Origin of the sequence: Clostridium omnivorum (assembly GCF_026012015.1) — a bacterium.
Lineage (GTDB): Bacteria > Bacillota > Clostridia > Clostridiales > Clostridiaceae > Clostridium_AX > Clostridium_AX omnivorum.
In genome coordinates, this window is record NZ_BRXR01000001.1 from 1131217 (window position 1) to 1155027 (window position 23811).

The 23811-nt window shown below is 34.0% G+C and carries 18 protein-coding genes; all 18 read right to left on the reverse strand.

What is annotated here, in order from left to right; translation table 11 throughout:
• Positions 1–4 precede the first annotated feature (4 nt).
• Positions 5–2776, reverse strand: a complete 2772-nt coding sequence (locus tag bsdE14_RS05215) for a YidC/Oxa1 family membrane protein insertase (protein WP_264848905.1) — start codon at positions 2774–2776, stop codon at positions 5–7.
• A 2-nt stretch (positions 2777–2778) separates the two neighbouring features.
• Positions 2779–4017 carry a CDP-glycerol glycerophosphotransferase family protein gene (locus tag bsdE14_RS05220; protein WP_264848906.1) on the reverse strand — a complete coding sequence of 413 codons (1239 nt, stop codon included), beginning with the start codon at positions 4015–4017 and terminating at the stop codon, positions 2779–2781.
• Positions 4018–4133: 116 nt separating this feature from the next.
• Entirely contained in the window at positions 4134–4811 is a 678-nt protein-coding gene (locus tag bsdE14_RS22355) for a CPBP family intramembrane glutamic endopeptidase (protein WP_309298113.1), read from the reverse strand.
• Positions 4812–5178: 367 nt separating this feature from the next.
• Positions 5179–6609, reverse strand: coding sequence for a purine-cytosine permease family protein (locus tag bsdE14_RS05230; protein ID WP_264848907.1), 1431 nt, complete (start codon positions 6607–6609; stop codon positions 5179–5181).
• On the reverse strand, positions 6609–6806 hold the full coding sequence (locus bsdE14_RS05235; RefSeq protein ID WP_264848908.1) for a hypothetical protein: 198 nt from the start codon (positions 6804–6806) through the stop codon (positions 6609–6611). Before bsdE14_RS05235 ends, bsdE14_RS05230 begins: the two co-directional genes overlap by 1 nt.
• A 33-nt stretch (positions 6807–6839) precedes the next feature.
• A complete protein-coding gene (locus bsdE14_RS05240; protein ID WP_264848909.1) occupies positions 6840–8621 on the reverse strand; it encodes a phosphocholine cytidylyltransferase/choline kinase family protein in 1782 nt (593 codons plus the stop codon).
• Between the two features lie 352 nt (positions 8622–8973).
• The gene (gene rlmD, locus bsdE14_RS05245; protein ID WP_264848910.1) at positions 8974–10353 is read right to left on the reverse strand and encodes a 23S rRNA (uracil(1939)-C(5))-methyltransferase RlmD; all 1380 of its coding nucleotides are present in this window, start codon (positions 10351–10353) and stop codon (positions 8974–8976) included.
• A 33-nt stretch (positions 10354–10386) separates the two neighbouring features.
• Positions 10387–10881, reverse strand: coding sequence for a signal peptidase I (gene lepB, locus bsdE14_RS05250; RefSeq protein WP_264852223.1), 495 nt, complete (start codon positions 10879–10881; stop codon positions 10387–10389).
• A gap of 183 nt (positions 10882–11064) precedes the next feature.
• Positions 11065–12195, reverse strand: a complete 1131-nt coding sequence (locus tag bsdE14_RS05255; protein ID WP_264848911.1) for an ABC transporter permease — start codon at positions 12193–12195, stop codon at positions 11065–11067.
• A 4-nt stretch (positions 12196–12199) separates the two neighbouring features.
• Positions 12200–12982 carry an ABC transporter ATP-binding protein gene (locus tag bsdE14_RS05260; protein WP_264848912.1) on the reverse strand — a complete coding sequence of 261 codons (783 nt, stop codon included), beginning with the start codon at positions 12980–12982 and terminating at the stop codon, positions 12200–12202.
• Positions 12983–12994: 12 nt separating this feature from the next.
• Positions 12995–13741 (reverse strand): HlyD family secretion protein, encoded by a 747-nt coding sequence (locus bsdE14_RS05265; protein WP_264848913.1) that lies wholly within the window; start codon positions 13739–13741, stop codon positions 12995–12997.
• An 18-nt stretch (positions 13742–13759) separates the two neighbouring features.
• The gene (locus bsdE14_RS05270; RefSeq protein ID WP_264848914.1) at positions 13760–14368 is read right to left on the reverse strand and encodes a TetR/AcrR family transcriptional regulator; all 609 of its coding nucleotides are present in this window, start codon (positions 14366–14368) and stop codon (positions 13760–13762) included.
• A gap of 176 nt (positions 14369–14544) precedes the next feature.
• Positions 14545–14904 (reverse strand): DUF1540 domain-containing protein, encoded by a 360-nt coding sequence (locus bsdE14_RS05275; RefSeq protein WP_264848915.1) that lies wholly within the window; start codon positions 14902–14904, stop codon positions 14545–14547.
• A 221-nt stretch (positions 14905–15125) separates the two neighbouring features.
• Positions 15126–16136, reverse strand: a complete 1011-nt coding sequence (locus tag bsdE14_RS05280) for an aldo/keto reductase (RefSeq protein WP_264848916.1) — start codon at positions 16134–16136, stop codon at positions 15126–15128.
• A gap of 117 nt (positions 16137–16253) precedes the next feature.
• A complete protein-coding gene (pyk, locus tag bsdE14_RS05285; protein ID WP_264848917.1) occupies positions 16254–18011 on the reverse strand; it encodes a pyruvate kinase in 1758 nt (585 codons plus the stop codon).
• An 85-nt stretch (positions 18012–18096) separates the two neighbouring features.
• Positions 18097–19056 carry a 6-phosphofructokinase gene (gene pfkA, locus bsdE14_RS05290; protein ID WP_264848918.1) on the reverse strand — a complete coding sequence of 320 codons (960 nt, stop codon included), beginning with the start codon at positions 19054–19056 and terminating at the stop codon, positions 18097–18099.
• A 376-nt stretch (positions 19057–19432) separates the two neighbouring features.
• Positions 19433–22945 (reverse strand): DNA polymerase III subunit alpha, encoded by a 3513-nt coding sequence (locus bsdE14_RS05295; RefSeq protein WP_264848919.1) that lies wholly within the window; start codon positions 22943–22945, stop codon positions 19433–19435.
• 137 nt (positions 22946–23082) lie between these two features.
• Positions 23083–23811, reverse strand: a complete 729-nt coding sequence (locus tag bsdE14_RS05300) for an energy-coupling factor ABC transporter ATP-binding protein (RefSeq protein ID WP_264848920.1) — start codon at positions 23809–23811, stop codon at positions 23083–23085.

The following is a 23811-nucleotide window of genomic DNA, read 5'->3' on the forward strand; positions in this document are numbered from 1 at the left end:
CATTTTACTTTAGTGTTGGAAAAGTAGCATTTTCATTTATAACAGACCAATTATTTTTATTCCTTACATCATTATGAACCTTGAACCAAGTTCCTGGTAGGTAAACATTTCCGTTGTTTTTTGCAATATCCCAATTCATTGAACCTAATACATACTGATCATGGGCATATTTCTCATTATTATTAATTTCTTCTCCTGTAAACGGATTCTTAGGATTTTTAATAAGGCCCTTCATTGCAAGTGTTGGTACATCACCATTTGTCATAAATTCTTCTGAAGTTGAAAATTTGTTACTATTAAAGTCCTTCACTAATAACAACGGATTATAAAATTCTGCATCATAAAGAAGATTCTTACCATCATCCAATATCATATCGTTCAATTGTTGTAATGGTCTTCCATGATCTGCTACAATAATTATCCTTGTATTATCATACACATTATTCTTTTTCAGATAATCCATCCATTCACCAATCTTTAGCATACTTGCCATATTCGCTTGATAATGAATATACTGTTCTGATGTTTCCATTTTTAATTTTTTTCCATCTATAGTATATCGATTTGCATTTTCAGTTTCATATGCAGTATTATCTACATGCCTTGCTGGAACATAATTTGGTTCTTGAAGTAGCATTGGTTCATGAGTCGTATCATTTGTCATCATTAGGAATGTATTCGTATTATCAACCTTTATTTCTGTCATGCTAGGTAGATTTTCTAACGCAGAATATGCATCCATAAAAGATGTAGCCATTCCATCTGCAACAAAATTATTGACTAATGTTTGTCCATTTGCGGCGGCAACTGCGACATCTTTATGATTATAATTTCCACCATTGTACAATACAGGTTGTACAAATAAAGGAACTGTTTTCATAATACTATAACAAAAGAAATTCCTCTTATTATTGACATACTTAATTACTTTACTCTCTTTATCTTCAAATTTCCCCATCGTGATATACTTATGAATATCTGGATATTCGTCATAAATAGACAAATCCGGTATCCATTGATAATTTGCATAAGTTGGGTCACAAACTGTTACATTATAATGATTTTTATCAAACAATACAGGCATAACCTTTAATGCCTCGTTCTGTTTAGATGCCAAAGTCTCTCTGTCACGCTTATTTATCTCCACCGGCGTATATTCGTAACCTCCAAACAAAGCAGGTGTCCCAAAGTTGGTAAATCCTCCGAAAGAAAGTGTATTTGGGTAATAGGTAAATCCCGAAAACATATCCTTCAATTCCGGTTTTTCATTGAACAAATAAGGAATATATTCATTCATTCCTCTATCCATCATCAATACAACAACATTTTTTCCTGATTTGCTAAGTGAAAAAGAAGGAACACCTTTCTTGGTCTGTGTAACACCAACCTTTATTTTAGAAACTGATTCATTTATTTTAACTACATTATAAAATGACATTACACCTAATGCAATTGCACAAATAATTAGAACCTGCGGAACTACTTTTCTACCAAATCGATAAATAACAAACATAATAATGGCTATACCAATGATAGCTGCTAAGTTTTGCATTTTTTGCACAAGATCAAAAGATATACCATTCTCATAAATTAGCGAATTACTTAATATTCCTAAATTTTTTCCAAAGAACATATAATTCAATGTCATTATTCCACATATTATCCAAACTCCAATTTCAAAATATGCTCTGTACTTCTTACTCGTTAACCAATAGAATACACCCATCCACACGAGAAATGTTCCAATGGAGAAGCTAAGCGCACTACAAATATACCATAAAGGATTTACATAGTAATATGGATCCACGAACTCTTGAGGTGAAGCCTTAATAACTGCAGACGGTATCACGCAACCAATTAAAATAACCATAAATATTGCCCCAGCAAAATATGCTTTAGGATTTGCTTCAATATTTAATGTTTTCAATTCCATCTTACTATATTTTTTTATTAAAGAAATAATAAGTGGTATCATAAATGTAATACCAATTCCTGTAACGCTAATAAATTTCATTGGGCCTTTTGTATATAAGAACCGTACTGCATAAATGACTAAAGCTGCTCCTGCAAATGCGAACATAATATTTAAGATTTTCTTTGCATTCTTTAATTTGTAAAAAATAGTTTTTACTAAAGAAAAAATATTGTTCAATGTCCAATAAAAGACTAATCCCGCTGGAGAACTATATAAAAAGATGAAAAAGAAAATCGCCATTGAATACAATTGAGCTTTCGTTTTCATCGGATATCCCTTTGTAAATATTACACAAGACACAAGATTCACTGCAGTCATAATAATAGGTAACAAATTAATATGAAAATTGCCAATTGCAATCAATGCATCTGCTGCCCCCAAGTTTGCAATAACGCCAAATCGTACACCTTGTAATATTTGTAAATGTGATAAAAACTGATACGCAGCAATAAAAAACGGAATTTCCAAAAACAATGAAATTGAGCTCTTGAATACATACGTTGGTTTGTAATTATTCTGCCTATAAAATGTTTGCAGAATCATCATTTTCTCGTCGCCTTTGAATGTTTTCTTGATATGAGCTACTCCATCATGAAGTTTTACTTCCATATCACGCTCTTCCTCTTGCATAGCATCAGCTCTTCGATAAAGAGGTAACACTAAAAAATTCATTGTCAAACTCAATACAATAATTGACATTCCTGGATTATTAATAATATTATTAGCCATCATATAAAGGGTCTCAAAAAATAATTGAAGAGGAGATATTAAAATTGTATATAATATATCAGGTATTGTCATTTTTATTTATCCTCCTCTTCTTTGGTCAACTGACTATATTTATTGAGTAACCAGTCTACAGTTCTCTTGGTTCCTTCTCCAAAATACTCCCATGTTTCATTTCGAACTTCATCACGACCTATGGCATACTTCGGATCCTCTAAACATGTATCGATCATTTCTTTTAATGAATCCATTTTCTCTTCTGTTAATTTCATTCCAATTCTCGGAAGTGCTGTATTTGTCCAGAGATCTTCTTCTAACCACCATACATCATATGGTGCTTTATCAAATTTTGTATCCGCGTAAATAATTGGTTTGTCATAAACCAAAGCAAAATCAAATGTTACTCCAGAAAAATCCGAAATCAATATATCAGAACGTTTCAAGACATCAAAATTATCAACATCCCTATTCCATTCTAATTGTTCGGACTCTGGATATTCTTTCATAATCTTATCAATCATATCTTTTTCTGATTCAAATGATTGTGGATGTGGTCTCACAATAACATGATATCCTGTCTTTAAGAGTGTTTTTATAATATTTCCGCCAAACTTACTAAAAATGGCACTTGGTCCCCATGAAGGAGCCAATAGTACTGTTCTTTCATGAGTTTCTACCGGACCACTATTCTTCAATCGCTGTACCATTTCATCCATATATGGTAATCCAACTATGTAAATCTCTTTTTCTGGTAATTGCCTTAACTGTTCCAGCTTTCGCACATCTTCAAGCTGATAATGACTTGATAATAACATTGAATCATAGTAATCAATTCCAAACATTCGATACAATGTTACCTCACCTGCTGCATGAAGAATATGCACATAGCATTGTACATCTTTTGATCTTTTCCACTGATAAACATCCAAGCCTGGTGTAGTAGATAATACAATGGTCGCATTTAAAAAGTTAAGCTTAGCGAATGCCACATTGTTTTTACCAATAAATTTTCCTTTTACATGTTCATAAGGGCACTTAAGAACAGGATCATCTGGCGATGCAGTCATATAGACAATATCAATGCCTCTTCGATCAAATTCCCTACATATGGGTTCAAAAACATTCCAATATCTTTTGTTATCGGAAAAAATCACATATGGAATTCTTCCAGAATTCATGTCCACTTTTTTTCCACCACTTAGAATAAAACGTAGCTTGACCATTGTCATGCGAATCACATATTTAAGTGCCCCAATAATACCAATTAAAATAGCAAAAAGCATACTTCCAGTTCCTGGATCAATATAAAATTTCATAATCTCACCTTATACCTTACGTTGTTCTTTCTATTATTATTTTTTGAATAAAATTGTGCAATATACAGAGCTGCACAACCTTTGTTCCGCATGCATAACAACGGATATAATATTTATTAAATAGTCCGCCACTTCCACTTCAATAAACATGCATAAAAAATATGTAGAACGGATAATATAAAAAAGAATAATAATACATGATAATTGCTTTTTTCCATATCAAATGAAGTAATGTTAATTAGATAATGAACGATTACCCCTGGAAATATGGATTTATATTGTGATACTAGCACACACAAACACAATCCTATTCCACAAGCACAAAGCATTTGAATCATAGTATATGAGATATCCGCTCCCTGAAAAAGATTCACAATATGAAACATGCCAAACAAAACACTTGAAATAATCATTCCAATCCACTTGTTGTCAATCCCACATTTTTCGAAGAGATATACTAACAAATATCCGCGAAACAATAATTCTTCCAGAAATACTGTAAATAACATCAGTAAAAACATTATCCAGGAATTCTGTAACATTGTTTGATTTCCTTGTAAATACATATTTGCAAAAGGAAAACTCAACAAAGGCATTAACCAACCAACGTCTTTTTTTCTCCAATATTTAGGAAGGCATAAACCATATACTGATAACCTTTTCCGCTTTTTCAAAAACATATACAAAACAACAATATATAGCATTATTGGAAAGACCGCTAGTATATGATTTTCTCCAAATTTTTCGGAAAAAGAATATATTATTCCATATATAACAATCCATATAACACTCATTTATAACACCATCTTTACATCACTAATACATAATTATAGCACAAACTTAATATTTGTAAATAAAACCGCCAATTTGTCTATATAGTGATAAAATGGGATTATAGCATCGATCATAGTATTTATAAGCACTTCTACAAAAATTAGCAAACCTTTGTTCTTTTTCTCGTTAAAAAAAGCATACATAGATTTGATTTACACAAATCTATGTATGCTCCTCCACATATTAATGAACCCTTTATTTTCTATGCCCATTTTTAAGAAATACCTCAACCCAAGGCACTGCTTTGCCTTTTTTACTCGACGAAACAGTGCCTTTTAATTGAAAATTGTTACTTTTAACTAATGTCAAATATTATAATATGTATAACTAAACAATCTCAAGATCATCACGATCTCGAAGCATATACTTCTTCAATGGTGTTAAGCTAGCTAACCAATATAACAATCCACCAAATAGTGCAGTAAATCCACTTCCAGTTGTTAGTAAGAATATATCACTCTTAATTGTTCCATTATATGGATTATAGACAAACAAAATAGTTACTGCAAAGGCAATTATTACACATGCTAATCCTACAATATTAAATCCATTGGTATACTTATATGAATCATGTCCTTCCATGAAATACGCTGATTTCAATGAAAGTTTACGTTTTCGAACAATAAGATAGTCTACAACAATCATACCAATTATCGGCCCCTGAATATATGCCGCCAGAGAAATAAATGCTCCAAAATTTTGTTGTACACCACCCCAAATGGTAAGTGCGCTTACATAAACCATAGCAAGAATAACCAATAGACGATAACTTACTTTTGGCAAACCACTTTTTACAATCATACAATTCACATAAGAACCCGTTCCCTGTGTTCCAACATTAGCAAATGCTACTAAAAGTAAGCTTAATATAGCAAAACCTGGTCCGCATAAAGTAGCAAGCATCCTTGTAGGATCACTTTCAAAAACTCCAGTACGTACAAACATAGCAAGTGCCATTACACTACCCGCACAAACAAAGAAAGGTGCAACCACACCATAAGAAAGTGAAGTTGCCCAGAATCCACTTCTCTCAGTTTTTGCAAGTCTAGGCATTATAAGTGCCTGAGTTGACCATGAAAATGCAAAAGCCACATTTCCTTCTGCGGATAACATAAAGTTTTGCAGTGGAGTTGTCCCATTTTGAAGTACAGGTTTTACTGCCATTATATCAGAAAGTGGTACAGCAACAAAACATAATACTACAATTATAACTCCTACAGCAAGAAGCGCCGTTACCAAGAATCGATTGCTCCATTTAATAACTTCTGGACCACCTAACGCAATCAATGTTCCTAATACAACACAAAATGTACCTAAAATTGGATTCCATATGAACGGATTCAATGATAATCCAAAGTTTCCAGCTAAATTGATCATTGACGATGAAAACAGATTGGCTGCAACAGCATACCATCCGAAATTGGCCAAACTAATAACAATTGAAAGAACGGCTACACCCTTACTTCCAAGTACAGATCTTAACCAAATCCATAAATCAATCCCATAACGTACTGCAAATAATACCGGGATGCATTCAATCAGAACCCACACAATATTGAAACAAAAGATGTTAATTAACAGCTGTTTAAAGCTTAGGAATTGTGCAACATACGCTCCCTGCGTGTAGCACCAGGTTGCAATTGCAAAGCCACTTGTAGTTAAAAACAAATCTATAAAGGAATAAAGGCGTTCTCCTTTCATCATAGGAACAACTCCTGTTACACTTTCCTGTTTGATATAATCTAGATTTTTTGACATTATTGAATTACCCCCATCATACATAATACAATTAATAAAGAACATATAACGATTCCAGCGGCAATTGCAACAACGTCTACCTTTGTAATGCTTTTTGGAAATTCATAATCAGGTTTCTCCATAATTGCTAATCGATTTTTTGTTTCATTATAAATCAGCTCTTCTATGGATTGATTTTCCTTAGATAGTTCTTCCATAATCTCTTTCCTCCCCCTTTTTTAAAACTATGTTTATAGCTCGTACATCTCTATTGCTTTCTTTGCATAGAATTTTGAATTCTTATACCAGATGTATAAATATTCACCAACATGTTTACCCATAGTTTCCTGATACAAAGCCCAAAGATACCAATAATATGATGCAATCGAAACATATCCTAGATAATGTGCTAATATTTTTCCGTCTACCTTTCCGTCATGATACTGCTCAATTGTTGCAACAGCTTCCTCATAAGAATAGTCCGAGCAACAAATAAAAGTTCCCAGATCACTTGCAGGATCATCATTTCCTGAATACTCCCAATCAATCAGATATAGATTATTTTCATCATCAAATAGGAAATTCGGAGAGTAACAATCACAATGGCATAAACACTTCTCTGTAGTATCCTTCTCAATATATGAATACAACTGCTTCATCAAATTTTCAAGATTCAAAAAGTCATCAAAATCAGACTTTTGTTCTTCCTGTAATCGTTCAACAAACTCCATTGCACGTTTCCATATATCAAAATTATATTCCGATTTACGCTTTTCCTGGCTTAACGTTCTCATCATGGAAATCGCAGCTGCCACTTCACTACTATTATGGTAATCTAATTCTCTCGCATTTTGTACGAAATACGAGATTTTCCAGCCTTCTTGTTCATCTATATAGATAAACGTATTATCAAGTTTTAATTCTGCTGCTACTTCCATGGAAAAAGCTTCACTCTTACGATTAATATAATTCTCTGTACCTTTTCCTGGATGACGATATACATAATCCTTATCGCCAACTGAAAAACGAAATGAGGTATTTGTCAGTCCTGCCTTAATTGCTTTAATGTTCACAATATCTCTATCCTCACACTGAAGGACTCTACAAATATTCTTCATGATTTTAGAATCTGTATTATTGATATAAGCCTGATCAAAGGCACGAAGTTCATCTAGGGAATCAAATTCCAAGACTTTATCCGCCTCATACTTACGAATATACAAACACAATTCATTCATATGCCGCATATATAAATTTTCCCAAAGTTGAGAACGAGTCTCCTCTTTTACATATTCCTCTTTCAGAATCTGTACAAATTTCTTACTGAAGTTGTGATCAAAATATACATGTCCTAACATATACCATGAATCAACTCCACCTATTTTTACATTCTTAATTCGTCCTTTATTATCACATTCAAGGCAATATTCATCGGTTTCGCCTGCTGCATAAACTGCAGAATAGTAGGGCTTAAATACATATGGTTCGAATACATTATCCACAAAATAATTATCACTAGAACAGATATATGTATTTGATAATTGTTCCGTTACACGAATTAATGTTGATGTATTATTAAAACGATAGTAGTCTTCATTTACAATAATCTTTACACCAAATTTCTCTTCCAAATAGAAAAACTTCTCTTTCATGTATCCTACTACTACAGTGATGTCATCAATTCCAGCTTCATGCAACTGACGTATCTCACGTTCGATTAGAATTTCACCTTTTACTTTTAAAAGTCCCTTCGGTTTCTCATAGGAAAGCGGTGCAAAACGGCTAGACATTCCCGCTGCCATAATAATGGCATTATGTACCTTATATGGTTCAAGTGCTGCTACACCTCTCTCAGTGATTTGAAACACATTATCCGAACCAATTTGGATCAACTGCTGTTCACAAAGCTTTCTCACAATTTGATTTACTTTTCCGAGGGACATAGAAAATTTCTCTGCCACTTGACGTTGCGTACACTTTATTTTTAATTTAATCAATGAATTTAACAGCTCATATTCTTTTATTTCTAACATGTTTCTCCTTTCTACTATGCATGTTCATTTTTTTAAAACTTAATCTATTTTATGAACATTGTAACATAAGGAAAAATGTGGGTCAATAAAATCTATCAGTATCCTACTTTTGTTGTTCCTTTCATGTTCTCATCTTGAAGCATCCCGTTTTACTATCTTCCTAGAAAATATACCCCTTCTGTTGTAGCTAAATAGCACATAAAAAAAGGGGCATAATGCCCCAAGCCTTTGAAATCAGGCTATTCCCGTTCTATCAAGCAAACCATCTCCGCAGTAGATTGCACCCTATCAGGCTTCGCATACTGCGCTCGCCCTCTTGGGCAATCCTTGCGTGGGTTCTACTAATTACTTACTATGTCGCTATGCTCCTTGTAAGTAAAGTAACCACCTCAACATGAGCCGTCTGTGGAAACATGTCCACTGGCTGAACTTCTTTAGTTTTATACCCAAGTTCCTGAAGGATTCCTAAGTCTCTAGCTAAAGTTGATGGGTCACAGGAAACATAAACTATTCTCTCTGGTTTCATATTTGCTATAGCTTCAAGTAGAGATTTTTCGCAGCCTTTTCTTGGTGGATCAACAACTACTACATCAGCCTTAATTCCCTTATTTATTAATTCAGGAATCACAGTTTCTGATTCACCTACTATGAATTCAGCATTATTTACTCCGTTTTCCTTGGCATTAGCTTTAGCATTTTCTATTGCCTCAGGAACAATTTCTACTCCATAAACCTTTTTTGCCTTCTTAGATAAAAATAGTGATATGGTTCCAGTACCGCAATAGGCATCGAATACAGTTTCTTTACCTGTTAGTCCCGCATATTCTAATGCCTTTCCGTATAATATTTCGGTCTGCACAGGGTTAACCTGAAAAAATGATAATGGAGATATGTTGAACTTAAACTCTCCGATATAGTCACTTATGGTGTCAGACCCCCATAAGGTTATGTTTTCAAGTCCTAAAATTACATTAGTCTTCTTATGATTTATATTTTGTATTATGCTTTTAATTCCTTTTATATTCTTTACTAGTGTATCAATAAGCTCTTCCTTATAAGGCAAATCTCTATGCTTAGTTACTATAACTACCATAACCTCATCTGTTTTAAAAGCACGTCTTATCATTATATGTCTTATAAGGCCAGAATGCTGTTCTTCATTATAGGGCTCAACTTTATGTCTAACTATCCATTCCTTTGTAAGCTTCATTACCTCATCTGCTGCTGAATCTTGAATATGACAGCTTTCCATTGGCACTATATCATGACTCCTTGGGGCGTAAAAACCAATGTGCACTTGATTATCAACATAGCCTACAGGCAGCTGCACCTTGTTTCTATATCTATAGGGTTCTTTCATTCCTAGAGTATCATGAATTTCTACATCCTTAATCTTGCCAATTCTATCTACTACATCCTTTACCTTTTGGGTTTTAAATCGGAGCTGCCCTTCATAAGAAAGATGCTGAATCTGACAGCCTCCGCACTTTTTATAAATACTGCATACTGGATTGCTTCTATACTCAGAAGGCCTTAACACTTCTAAAAGTTTTCCATAAGCATAGTTTTTTGAAACCTTAACAACCTTTATCCTCACTGCTTCTCCAAGAAGAGCACCAGGTACAAATATAGTAAAGCCTTCAAACTTTCCTACACCTTCTCCTTCATGTCCCATTCCTGTTATCTCAATATCATAATCCTTATTTTTTTCTACTGGTATTTGAATTTTCATTAACTCACCCTTTGATCTTTAGTTTTTTATTATCTATTTCAATGCACCAAATCTGCTAAATGGAAACATTATAAATCTGCCTTTACCCTTAATATCTTTAGCTGCTATGAAGCTGCTCTTTTCCCAATAACGGCTGTCCTTAGAATTGGACCTATTGTCTCCAAGGAAGAAGTATTGCCCCTCTGGTACTGTGTACTTTCCAGTTTTCCCACCGTTATTCATTATGTATGGTTCATCTAGTTTTGTTCCATTTACATAAACAGAGCCGTCTTCTCTAATATCAACTACATCCTTAGGAAGTCCTATAAGTCTTTTTATTAAGGTATCGCTAAGCTCATTTGAATAAAATACTACAATATCCCCTCTTTTTAAGCTATTAACATTGTGAATTCTCGTAACCACAATCCTATCACCAGGTTTTATTGTTGGATACATAGATCCTGTAGGAACTACTATATTAAAGAAAAGAAATTTATTTATCAGCGCAGCAATTACGAAGGCTACTAATATTGGAATAATCCAATCCATAAAAAATTTTTTTGCAAAATTCAAATTTAACCCCTCTTTCAAGTATATTACTCTAGTTAATATTCCTATTTACTAACTATAACCACTATTCATTATTATATTACTATTTTTAGGTATTTCCTATTAAAAATTATTTTTTACATAAAAAACCAAGCTTTTTTATTATAAGCCTGGTTTTCATTATTAATCAAGTTTCTTTCTAAATCTAATCATGCTAAAAGTAAGAAGGAAAAATCCAAGTATAAAAAGCAGTACAACATCCTTATATAGATAATTCATGCCTACTCCTTTTAGTACTATGCCTCTTAGAATGTTTAGAAAGTAAGTAAGCGGCAGTGCATAGCCCAAATATTGAATTATCTTAGGCATGGCCTCTCTAGGAAATACAAAGCCTGATAAAAGTACACTAGGTAGTATTATAAGTACACTAAGCTGCATTGCCTGAAGCTGGGTTTTTGATATAGTGGAAATAAGTATTCCAATGGCTAGAGCACAGATAACAAATCCAAAGCCCAAAAATATTAGAAGTCCTAAACTTCCTCTTATGGGAACTCCAAACCATAAAAGTCCTAGTGCTAGGGAAAATATAAAATCAAAGAACCCAATGACCACATAAGGAAGCAGCTTTCCTAGGATAAGCTCTGAAGATTTTATAGGTGATACAATTAACTGTTCTATAGTACCCCTTTCTCTCTCTCGAACCAAAGCAAATGCTGTAAGGAGAACTGTGATGTTTTGCATTATAAGTCCAACTAAACCAGGAATAGTAAAGTTCTGGTTTTTTAAGCTTGGATTGTACATTACCTTAGTACTCACATCTACACCGCCTATATTTATCTTTTGTGAGAGTCTGCTTCCTAGTACCTCCATTTGCTTTACGCCCTGATTTTGGATTGCTAGAACACCACTTGAAAAGGCAGTTCGTGCTGTGGTAGGGTCGGAACCATCAACTAGCAGCTGTACCTTTGGCTTTTCTTTTTTATCTAGTTTTTCAGAGTAATCAGGAGGTATTATTAGAGCTGCATGTATTTTACCTTCATTCATCTTTTCCTCAATACTTTCTATACTATTAGACTGTTCAATTACTTTAAAGTATAGTGTATTTTCAAAGCTCTTTATTAGTTCTCTGCTGTCTGCAGTATGGTTTTGATCCAAAACTGCCGTGGATATATCTTCAAGCTGAGTATTTACCGCATATCCAAATAAAAACATCATCATTATAGGCATTCCTATTGCAATACCAAAGCTGGCTTTGTCCCTTTTTATTTGGATGAATTCTTTTTTAACTATGGACCAAAATCTTTGAAAATTCATAAGCTTAATCCTCCTCTCCAATGAGACTTCTTAAATCCTCAAAGGAGGATTGGATTTTTTGATTTGTGACCTTTTCCACGTATTTAATAAATACATCCTCCAAATTGTTTACCTTCTCATTTTTTATAAGTTTTTCTGGAGTGTCAATTGCTATAAGCTTACCATTAAAAATAAACCCAAGCAGGTCGCAGCTGCTAGCTTCATCCATATAGTGTGTGGTAACAAGTATTGTGATCCCTTGCCTAGCAAGACTATAAATCATTTCCCAGAAAATTCTTCTAGATACTGGGTCAACTCCTGCTGTTGGTTCATCTAAAATTAACAGCTTTGGCTTGTGAATAAGAGCGCATCCTAAAGCTAGTCTTTGCTTCCATCCACCAGAAAGATTCCTTGTAAGGTTGTTTTCCCTTCCTTCTAACCCTGCCATGCTTATAATTGCCTTTTTTCTTTCATCCCTCTGGTTCTTATTAAGTCCATATATTCCTGCATAAAAATCTAGGTTCTCACTTACTGTTAAATCTTCATATAAGCTAAACTTTTGCGACATATATCCTATGTTTTGCTTTATTTTTTCAGCTTCCTTTACAATATCATATCCAAGCACTGAGGCATTACCCTGTGTAGGTGTCAAAACCCCACAGAGCATCCGTATAGTGGTAGACTTTCCTGAACCATTAGGTCCAAGGAATCCAAAAATTTTTCCTTTAGGTACTTCAAAGCTAATATTGTCAACAGCTGTATAATCGCCAAACTTTTTAACAAGCCCATTTACCTCAATTGCATTCATTTTCTCTACCCCCTATTTTATTTCTACATCCACCATCATTCCTATAGCTGCCTGTATATCACTTGGAAGAGTTAATTTTACTTCAAATACTGTCTTCTCCTTATCACTTTTGGTTTCTGTATTTTTAGGAGTGAATTCTGACTGGGGTGAAATATACACAATAGTTCCGCTTCCAATATTTTTTCCATCTGAGTATATAGGAAGGCTTCCTCCTAATTTAATGCTATTTCTTTTACTTTCTTCAATGTACACCTTCACATATTTTTCTTTACTATTTAAAACCTTCGCCAGGTTTGAGCCAGCAGCTACAAGTTCCCCTTTATGAGCGTATACTTCCATTACTGTACCATCTACTGATGAGGAAATGGCAGTTTTATCAATTTGCAGCTGATTCAAATCTACTGCAGCCTGTGCCTGATCTACCGCTGCCTGAGCTTGATCCTTTAAATTATCTTTAGCTTTATCAGGAATGTCCTCTTTCTTTAGGTTTGCAAGTGTTAAATTTGCTTCTGCTTGTTTTTTTTGAAGTTCATATACTTTACTATCTAATTGCGCTATTTTTTCACCAGCTTTTAGCTCACTGCCCTCTTGTATAGAAAGCTCTAGTACTTTTCCCGAAACTTCTGCTGGTATATAAAAGCTTTCTGCTTCCACAGTTGCAGTGTATCTATTTTCATCATCCTTATTTGTAGTGCTGCAGCCCACTGTAGTTAAACTTAATCCAATAATTAATAACATACTAGCAATCCTTTTATACATGATATTACCCCCTATAATTTAATTTTTCTTACTTAATCCATACAAAAATAAATCCACCATTTCCTCAATCTGCCTGTCTTTATCCATATTAATTACTTCAGGAAAAACTTGACTTTGAATAACATAGATACCTACCATTCCAATAAGGGATCTTAATGCTATTGCAGTATCTACTTTCCTAAAAACACCTTTGCTTACGCCTGCATTAATAAAGTTTTCAACAATATCTTTTCCTTTAGTTACTACACTTTTTATAAAAACTTCTCTCAAATCTTTGTGAAACTGCATTTCAGTAGCTACTATTTTTATCATATCCCAGTACTTTTCAAACATCTCTAATCTATCTTTTACTATTGTTATAAGAATCTCTCTCTCAGATTTTTCTTTATTTTCTTCAAGCAGTTTAGTTAACCTTTCAATAATTAACTTTTCACCTAGTATTTCTACAACCTTAGCCATAACTTTAATAAGAATATCCTTTTTCGTTTTAAAGTATCTAAATATGGTTCCTTCAGCTACCCCAGCTTCTTTTGCTATTTCACTGGTAGTGGCAGCGCTAAATCCCTTTTCTGAGAATATTTTAATTGCTGCCTCCAAAATCTCCTCTTCTCTATTTCCTCTTACCACTTTTATCCTCCTAGTTTTCATAATTTCACAAAATGAGTGATTACTCACTTTTATAATATTCCTATTTTTACTTATAGTCAATATAGTTCTAAACTTTTTTAAATCAATATTCTTTACGCAAAAAGCCTGCAAACCTAAATTAAGAGGCTGCAGGCTTTCACTTTTTAGTATTTATCTTACTCTATAAAGGTAGAACATTTAGTTCCTTCACTATTATCTGCATTAACTCCAGAAATTTGTACATTGCTAGCAGTACAAATCCTACTGCTGTTATATGCACATTTTTCTGCATCACATTTAATATAAGGACTCATTTGTATTGAACCATTACTAAATACTTGCTTTATCTCCCCCATGATATTCATGTTGCCTATATGGGTAACAGCATTTGTAAATCCTTTTTCAGCAAAAGTATCACATAGAGTTTGAGAACTTGTGGTGGCATTAGTACCACCTACATGAATTTGATTTGCAGTGCAAAGTCCTCCTTGATTATGTACACATGCTTCTGCACTACAGCTAAGAGCTCCTGGCATTGAAATTCATCCTTTCTAAAATATATTTCAAATTATAAGATTCCTAGCTATATTTTTAGATATAATAATATTTTTATTCACAATAATATACAGCAGTATTATAAATAATAAATTTAATAAAAAAAAGAGCAGCATAGCTGCTAAATAGAATCAGTTGCCTATTATTGTCCATCAAATAATGATGTCCCATTTTTTATAATTTATACATTTTATTATATTACTTATTCATTAAAACACTTTTTTACTTCTTTTAACATCTTTCTAATAGGAAGATCATACGGGCATCTCTTTTCACAAGCACCGCATTCGATACAATCCTTAGCTGTTGCTTTATTAGCAAAATATCTCTCTTCTGCCCAGGAAGCTAAGTTATATTTAGTTTTATATCCTTTCATAACAAACATAGAAGGTATATCTATACCCTTTACGCAAGGAGCACAATATCCACATCTCCTGCAAAAGTTTTCGCCTAATTCCTTTGCAATTTCATGAGCACGTTCTCTTTCTTCCAAGGTTAAGGGCTTTAATTCATTTCCAACAGCAGCATTTTGTTCTACTTCTTCTATTAATGCCATTCCTGGTATAGCTGTAGTTATATTTTCATTTTCAAATATAAATTTTAATGCCAACGAGCCATCTTCTAGATTACCCCCTGCCATTGGCTTCATAGCGATTACTCCTATGTTAAGTTCCTTTGCTCTTCTAAATAATTCATTAGCTTGGGTTTCAACTATGTTATATGGGTACATTATAGTTTCAAACTTAGAACTTTCAATAGCTATTTTAAGCATATCCATACTATGTGAAGTAATGCCTATGTGTCCTATTTTCCCTTGAGCCTTTGCTTCCAATAGCGCCTCATAGGCTCCATTTTCATTCATTATTTTATCATAATCTTCTTGTGTTCTTACATTATGGAACTGATAAAGGTCTATATAGTCTGTTTTAAAATTTTTAAGGCTTATTTCCACGTCTCTTGCCATAGATTCCTTATCCCTTGCCATAGACTTGGTGGCAATAATCCATTTGTCTCTTCTTCCTTCAATAGCCTCACCAATTAATTCTTCCGATACTGTATAGCCTCTTGCTGAATCAATAAAATTTATTCCTAATTCCTCAGCTCTTTCAATAACCTTTTTTGTTTCATTCATGTCAATTCTCTGTACTGGAATTCCACCAAAACCAACTACTGAAACTTCTAAATTACTACATCCTAACTTTCTATAATTCAAACCTCTCTCCTCCTTATTCAAGAATTCACAATTTAAATTATAATCCTTTATATAAAAAAAGCCAATAAACAAAAAATTAAAAGGCACAGCATTTGCTGCGCCTTGAGTTATATTATATTATACTAAATTAACTTTACCACCATAAATTAATCCACGTCTAGCATCCAAAGTTATAAAGGATCCTGTTTTTAATATTTCTGTAGCTCCAGTTGCATCTAGTATAACTGGAATTTCTCTTGAAACGCATTCAATAGCAAATTCTGCAGCTATTGCTTCATCTTCAACTACCACACCTTCAACTTTATCCAATAAATCTAAATACTCTATATCAACAGATTTTGCTACAAGTATATCTCCTTCTTGTATAACCTCTTGAGCCTGTTTAAAGTCTTTAACTATGTTAACAGCACCATATCCAGGTTTTGAACCCTTACCTTTACCTTGAACAAGAATATCACCAACTACGTGAACCTTCATCATATTAGTAGTTCCAGCATAGTTAACTGGTATACCAGCAGCTATAACTACAAGCTCACCTTTTTTAATGTAGCCAGTTTCAAGAGCTATATTTGCTGAAACATCAATTAATTCATCAGTAGATTCCATCTTGTTTGCAACTATTGGGAAAACTCCCCAATTAAGTGCAAGCTTTCTAGCCACTCCTTCATATGGAGTTACAGCTATAATAGGACATTCTGGTCTATATGTAGATATCATTTTTGCAGTGTGGCCGCTTTGTGTTGCTGTTATAATAGCAGCAGCCTTTAAATCCATAGCTGTATTACAAGTTGCAAGGCTAATTGCATTTGGAACATTAGGTATATGATTTCTTCTTCTTCTCTTAAGTTTTTCTTCATAGTTTAGTGATTTTTCAGCTCTTTCTGCAATTCTTGCCATAGTAGCTACTGTTTCTACAGGATATTTTCCATTTGCAGTTTCACCACTAAGCATTATTGCATCTGTACCATCAAATATAGCATTAGCAACATCAGATGCTTCAGCTCTAGTTGGTCTTGGATTTTTAATCATAGAATCTAACATCTGTGTAGCTGTTATTACTGGCTTTCCTGCTTCATTACACTTTTCGATTATCATCTTTTGAACAACAGGAACATCTTCAGTAGGTATTTCTACTCCAAGATCCCCTCTAGCAACCATTATACCATCTGAAAACTTAATTATTTCATCTATGTTATTAACACCTTCATGATTCTCTATCTTAGAGAAAATAAGTACGTCACTGCCGCCATGTTCCTCAAGGAACTTTCTTATAGCAAGCACATCTGCAGCTTTTCTTATAAAGGAAGCAGCTACCATATCAATTCCTTCTTGAATACCAAACTTAAGATCATCCATATCCTTTTCAGTAACAGCTGGAAGTGTTGTTATAACACCAGGCACATTTACATTCTTGTTGTCTCCTAAAGAACCACTGTTTTTTACTGTACAACTGATTCTTTTTCCTTCTACTGTTTTAACTTCGAGCCCTACCAAGCCATCAGCTATTAAAATAGAATCGCCAACTTTAACATCTTTATATAAACCTTCATAGCTCACTGAACAAATTGTATCATTTCCAAGAACCTCTTCACCACAAACTACAGTAAATGGGGTTCCTTCTTTAAGCTCAACACTTCCGCCTTCAAATTTTCCAGTTCTTATTTCAGGTCCCTTAGTATCTAATATAATAGCAATTGGTTTATTATATTTTGATCTAAGCTCTTTTACAAGCCCGATTCTTTTACCGTGCTCTTCATGATCACCATGGGAAAAATTATGCCTTGAAGCATTCATACCAGCTTCAATAAGCTTGGATAACACTTCCGGATTTTCACTTTTAGGCCCGATTGTACAAATAATCTTAGTTTTTCTCATAATCTACTCCCCTTATTAAATTATTTTCTAAGCATAATAAAACTTCCAGTAAAATTAATTTACCACATTCTTCTGAAAACTACAATTAGTAGGATAGCACTCTTGCAACCTCATATAATTTTTCATCGAATTTTCTTGGCATAGCTAATGCTTCATTTATATCCAAATCAATTACTTTTGTTCCCTCAACACCAATTGCTCTAGCTGTTTTACCCTCTGCTAAAAGTTCTACAGCTCTGTATCCCATTTTTGATGCAAGGACTCTATCAAAAGCAGATGGACTTCCACCTCTTTGAATATGTCCTAGTATAGTTGCTCTTGTTTCAACATTAGTTACTTCTTCTATCTTCTCAGCAAGTTCATTAGCTCCTCCAACACCTTCAGCAAGTATTATAAGATTGTGCATTTTGCCTTTTAGCTTACCTTCAAGTATTGTTTTACAAATTTCATCCATGTCATAGCCCTTTTCAGGTACTATAATACTCTCAGCACCACCTGCAAGGCCCGCATAAAGAGCTATGTCCCCACAATTTCTTCCCATAACTTCAACAATACTTATTCTTTCATGAGAAGTTGAAGTATCCCTTAACTTATTTATAGCATCTAGAACTGTATTTAGTGCAGTATCAAAACCCAAAGTATATTCTGTGTAAGGAAGGTCATTATCAATAGTTCCTGGTATTCCGATTGTTGCAACTCCAAGTTCTGATAAAAGTCTAGCTCCTGTAAAGGATCCATCTCCGCCTATAACAACAAGTCCGTCAATTCCAAATACCTTAAGTATTTGAGCAGCCTTTTTTCTAACCTCTTCTTGCTTAAATTCCTCGCAGCGAGCTGTTCTTAGTATTGTTCCACCTTTATGAATTATATCGGATACGCTGTGTCTGTTCATTTCAAAAATTTCACCATTTAAAAGCCCGCTATATCCTCTTTGTATTCCCATTACTTTAAAGCCTCTATCAAGTCCAGCTCTTACAACTGCTCTTATTGCAGCATTCATTCCTGGAGCATCTCCACCACTAGTTAGTATTGCAATAGTCTTCATATTTCTACCTCCTTATACTAATGACACATATTATTGTGCCCATATTCTATTATAACATAGCAGTTATTATATAACACGCTTATGTAACCACTATGGACAATTTGTGTCCCGCATTGTTTATAATAAATGGAATCAAGCTATATTATATAAATTTAAACTATGACTCCAACTTAATTTTAATAAAATTTTAAGATATTTGCAATAAATTTCGACAAGCTTTTAAAAAAAATGTAGAAGAGTTTATTTTATCTACCTCTTCTACATAAAATTTAATGAATATGGTAAGAGTGAATAAGTATAATTGTAAAAACTCGAAGAGTTTTATCCTTAACACTTACCTTTTCACTATTACTTCTTACCTAGTATAATTTCCAGATTACTGTACCTTAACATTTTCATCTCCAAATTTATCTCTAAGCTCTGATAAAACTTCAATTTCTGTATTTATCCAATAATCTCTATCAAGTCTATACATCTTTTTATCAGATTTAACATAAAGATACATTGGTGCAGTTCCTCTATTTCTTTGAGCAATGCTTTTAAGATCTGCTAAAGCAACTTTAATAAGTTTACCATCTTCAATCTGTACATATACTTTATCATTACTTAACTTTATCAATGGCTCAATAGATTCACAAAGTACCTTTGGCTGTTCATCTTCCCTAATGCTTACTCTTCCCTTAACCAGCACAACACTGTCTGCATCTAAAATACTTCTACACTTTTCAAACACCTTAGGAAAAACCACTGCCTCAATGCTTCCGTACATATCCTCTAGTCTAATAAAGGCCATCATGTCATTATTTCTTGTAACCTTCTTGCTTATATCAGCTATAAGCCCGCCTATTATTACTCTGTCTCCATCACTTACCGACACACTATCTTCAGATATTTGTTCTTCTTCCAAGGATTCATTAACTACAATATCCGAAATTCTTGTATCAGTTTGAGCATTTAAGGTTTCTTCATATTCTTCCAAAGGATGACCAGTAATATATAGCCCTGTCATTTCCTTCTCCATAGCTAGAAGATACTTTTTATCAAATTCCTTAATTCTTGGATATTTAACCTCTAAGTCATTTGCAGCACCTATACTGTCTTTAAAATCCACAAAGAGGCTTATTTGTCCTTCAATATTTCTCTTCTTTTCGCTATGAACACCTTCCAGCAGCTTTTCATATACCGCTAAAAGCTGAGAACGATAAATCTTAAAGCTATCAAAAGCCCCAGCCTTTATTAAACTTTCTACTGCTCTTTTATTTACAGCTGCTATATCTATTTTATTGCAGAAGTCTGAAAGGCTTGTAAATTTACCTTTCATTTCTCTGCTCTTTACAATACTTTCAATTACATTAAAGCCTGCATTTTTTACAGCCGCCATACCAAATCTTATATTGTTATCTTTAACAGTAAATTTAGCATAGCTTTCATTTATATCTGGTGGCAGAACCTGAATACCAAGTTCATTTGCAAACCTTATATAAAAAGCTACCTTTTCACTGCTTCCCATAACACTATTTAGCATAGCCGCAATATACTCTGTTGGATAGTAGCGCATCAAATAGCCTGTCTGGAAGCCTATAACTCCGTAAGCTGCCGCATGGGATTTATTAAAGGCATAACTTGCGAAGTCCATCATCTGGTCAAATATCTTATTAGCTATATCTTCGCTTATCCCATTTCTTACGCAGCCTGGCACTTCCACATTACCATTTTCGTCTACTATTCCATGAATAAAGTTTCTTCTTTCTTCTTCCATGACCTTATGCTTTTTCTTTGACATTGCACGCCTTACAAGGTCACTTCTTCCCATTGAATATCCTGCCAGCTCTCTAACTATTTGCATTACCTGTTCTTGGTAGACCATGACTCCATAGGTAACATTTAGAATAGGCTCTAATTGCTGTGTTAGATATTCAATGTTCTCAGGATTTCTCTTATTTTCAATATACCTAGGTATTTCTGCCATTGGACCTGGTCTGTATAAGCTTATACCAGCTATGATATCCTCTAGATTGTCAGGCTTTAAGTCCTTCATAAAACTTGTCATTCCAGGTGATTCCAATTGGAACACCCCAACAGTTTTACCTTCTCCAATCATTTTATAGACTTCCTTATCATCAAAGTCTATATGGTCTAGGTCTATATCGATACCTGTACTTTCCTTAACAAATTCTACAGCATCCCTCATTACAGTAAGAGTTCTTAGGCCTAAAAAGTCCATCTTCAAAAGTCCAAGCTCTTCTAAGGTTCCCATAGGAAATTGAGTTACTATGTTCACATCATTTTTCTGCATAGGAACATAATTTACTAGCGGCTGTGAAGATATTACAACTCCAGCAGCATGAGTTCCTGAATGTCTTGGAAGTCCTTCAAGGGATTTAGCAATATCAATTAATTCTTTTACCCTTGGCTCTTCTTCATAGGCATCATTTAGCTCTGGATTTATTTCCAGTGCTTTTTCAATTGTTATTCCAAGCATGGTAGGAATCATTTTTGCAATTCTGTCCACCTCTGCATAGGAATAATTCATAGCTCTGCCCACATCTCTTATACAAGCTCTAGCTGCCATTGTTCCAAAGGTTATAATTTGAGATACATTATCCACTCCATATTTTTCTACTACATAATCAATAACCTCTTGACGTCTTTCGTAGCAAAAGTCCGAATCAACGTCCGGCATGGACACTCTCTCCGGATTTAAAAATCTCTCAAACAGCAGGTTATATCTCAAAGGGTCAATTTTAGTGATTCCTAGCGTGTAGGAAACTATTGATCCCGCTGCAGAACCTCTTCCTGCACCAGTAGCTATCTTATTTTCATTAGCAAACCTTATGAAATCCCAAACTATGAGGAAGTAATCTACATAGCCCATAGTTTTTATTACATCCAGTTCGTAATCTAATCTGTCTGTAATATCCTTGGTTATATCCTTATATCTTTCCTTTAACCCTTTATAGCAGACCTCCTTCAAGTATTCAAAAGGGTCTACCCCCTCAGGTAAAGGAAACTTAGGCAGCTTTGACTTATGAAATTCATAGTCATAATTACACTGCTCAGCTATTTTTACAGTGTTGTTAAGCGCATCAGCCACATAGGAAAAGGTCTCATGCATCTCCTCTGGAGATTTCAAATAAAATTCATGAGAAGGATATCTCATCCTATTCTCATCATCAACAGTTTTTCCAGTCTGTACACATAGTAAAATATCATGTGCTCTAGCATCTTCCTTGTGAATGTAATGCACATCATTGGTAGCAATAAGAGGTATCTCTAACTCTTTAGAAAGCTTCAACAGTTCTTCATTTACCCTTAACTGTTCATCAATGCCATGGTATTGAAGCTCAAGGTAAAAGCCTTCCTTAAATATTTCTTTGTAAAGTAGAGCTACCTCGGTTGCTTTGCTTCTATTGCCTGCATTAATGTAGGATTGAACTTCTCCACCTAAGCAAGCACTTAAAGCTATTATACCTTCACTGTGCTCTCTAAGAAAGTCATGGTCAACCCTAGGCTTATAGTAAAAGCCATCAACTGATGCCTTAGAAACAATCTTCATAAGATTGCTGTAGCCTATGTCATTTTTCACTAAAAGCACTAAGTGATGAGTATCATTTTCCTTATTGTTAGTCTTATCATACATAGATTTTGCAGCTACGTATATTTCACAGCCCAAAATAGGCTTTATGCCCTGTGCTTTGGCTTCTTTATAAAAATCTACACAGCCATACATCACTCCATGATCAGTTATAGCTATACTTTTCATGCCGAGTTCCTTAACTCTTGCAATTAGCTCAGGTATCTTTCCGGAGCCATCTAACAAGCTGTACTCAGTATGCACATGAAGATGTACAAAATCCCCACACCATCCTTCGTTTATTTCATCAGTCAATTTATCACATCCTTTCCTGTATAAAATTAATAAAAGGATTACTATAATTTTATATTTAAGCTAATAGTTTTTCAACCTAATTTCAATGGAAAAAGAAAAGAACGTGCCTAGGTTTAAGCACATTCAATATTATCAAATTAAATAATATTATTTTCAAATAAAAAGCCTTCATCCTTCATTATCTCTTCATAATTTCCATCTCTAATAATTTCATGGTCGCTGGAAAATACAACTGCTCTTTGAAATACTCCCTCTACATATTGAAAATCATGAGTTGAACATATTATAGTCTTTCCTGCTTTATTTAAAGTCAGCATAAAATCCCTCAGAAATCTTTTAGTCTTAGGATCTAGTCCATTCATAGGCTCATCAAAAACATAAACCTCAGGATTTAAAACCACAACAGAAGCTATTGCTACTTTTTTCTTTTCACCACCGCTTAAGTGATAGGGCTGTCTGTATTTTAGATTTTCAATATTCAATAATTTAAGGGTATCCAGCACTCTTTTGTGTACCTCTTCCTCATCCATTCCCATTTGCCTTGGTCCAAAAGCTATTTCATCGTACACATTTGAGCAAAAAAGCTGTACTTCAGAATTTTGAAAAACAAAACCTATCTTTTTATGAAAAGCCTTTGAAAAGCTGCCCTTCTGTAGCTTTTTATGTGTTATTTCATCCCCTTGAAAAAAGTAACTGCCAGAACTTTGTGAAACTAGCCCAGTTAGTATTTTCATCAAAGTGGATTTGCCGCTTCCATTAACTCCAACTAAGGCAATTGCTTCGCCTTTATCAGCATGAAAATTAATGCTTTTTAAAGCAAGAATGTTTTCATCATAAGAATAATAAAGATTTTTTATATCTATCAT

Coding starts and splice junctions, on each gene's coding strand:
- bsdE14_RS05215 (WP_264848905.1), bottom strand. CDS start 2,776: ATGACAATACCTGATATATTATATACAATTTTAATATCTCCTCTTCAA.
- bsdE14_RS05220 (WP_264848906.1), bottom strand. CDS start 4,017: ATGAAATTTTATATTGATCCAGGAACTGGAAGTATGCTTTTTGCTATT.
- bsdE14_RS22355 (WP_309298113.1), bottom strand. CDS start 4,811: ATGAGTGTTATATGGATTGTTATATATGGAATAATATATTCTTTTTCC.
- bsdE14_RS05230 (WP_264848907.1), bottom strand. CDS start 6,609: ATGTCAAAAAATCTAGATTATATCAAACAGGAAAGTGTAACAGGAGTT.
- bsdE14_RS05235 (WP_264848908.1), bottom strand. CDS start 6,806: ATGGAAGAACTATCTAAGGAAAATCAATCCATAGAAGAGCTGATTTAT.
- bsdE14_RS05240 (WP_264848909.1), bottom strand. CDS start 8,621: ATGTTAGAAATAAAAGAATATGAGCTGTTAAATTCATTGATTAAATTA.
- rlmD (WP_264848910.1), bottom strand. CDS start 10,353: ATGAAAATTCAAATACCAGTAGAAAAAAATAAGGATTATGATATTGAG.
- lepB (WP_264852223.1), bottom strand. CDS start 10,881: ATGGATTGGATTATTCCAATATTAGTAGCCTTCGTAATTGCTGCGCTG.
- bsdE14_RS05255 (WP_264848911.1), bottom strand. CDS start 12,195: ATGAATTTTCAAAGATTTTGGTCCATAGTTAAAAAAGAATTCATCCAA.
- bsdE14_RS05260 (WP_264848912.1), bottom strand. CDS start 12,982: ATGAATGCAATTGAGGTAAATGGGCTTGTTAAAAAGTTTGGCGATTAT.
- bsdE14_RS05265 (WP_264848913.1), bottom strand. CDS start 13,741: ATGTATAAAAGGATTGCTAGTATGTTATTAATTATTGGATTAAGTTTA.
- bsdE14_RS05275 (WP_264848915.1), bottom strand. CDS start 14,904: ATGCCAGGAGCTCTTAGCTGTAGTGCAGAAGCATGTGTACATAATCAA.
- pyk (WP_264848917.1), bottom strand. CDS start 18,011: ATGAGAAAAACTAAGATTATTTGTACAATCGGGCCTAAAAGTGAAAAT.
- pfkA (WP_264848918.1), bottom strand. CDS start 19,056: ATGAAGACTATTGCAATACTAACTAGTGGTGGAGATGCTCCAGGAATG.
- bsdE14_RS05300 (WP_264848920.1), bottom strand. CDS start 23,811: ATGATAGATATAAAAAATCTTTATTATTCTTATGATGAAAACATTCTT.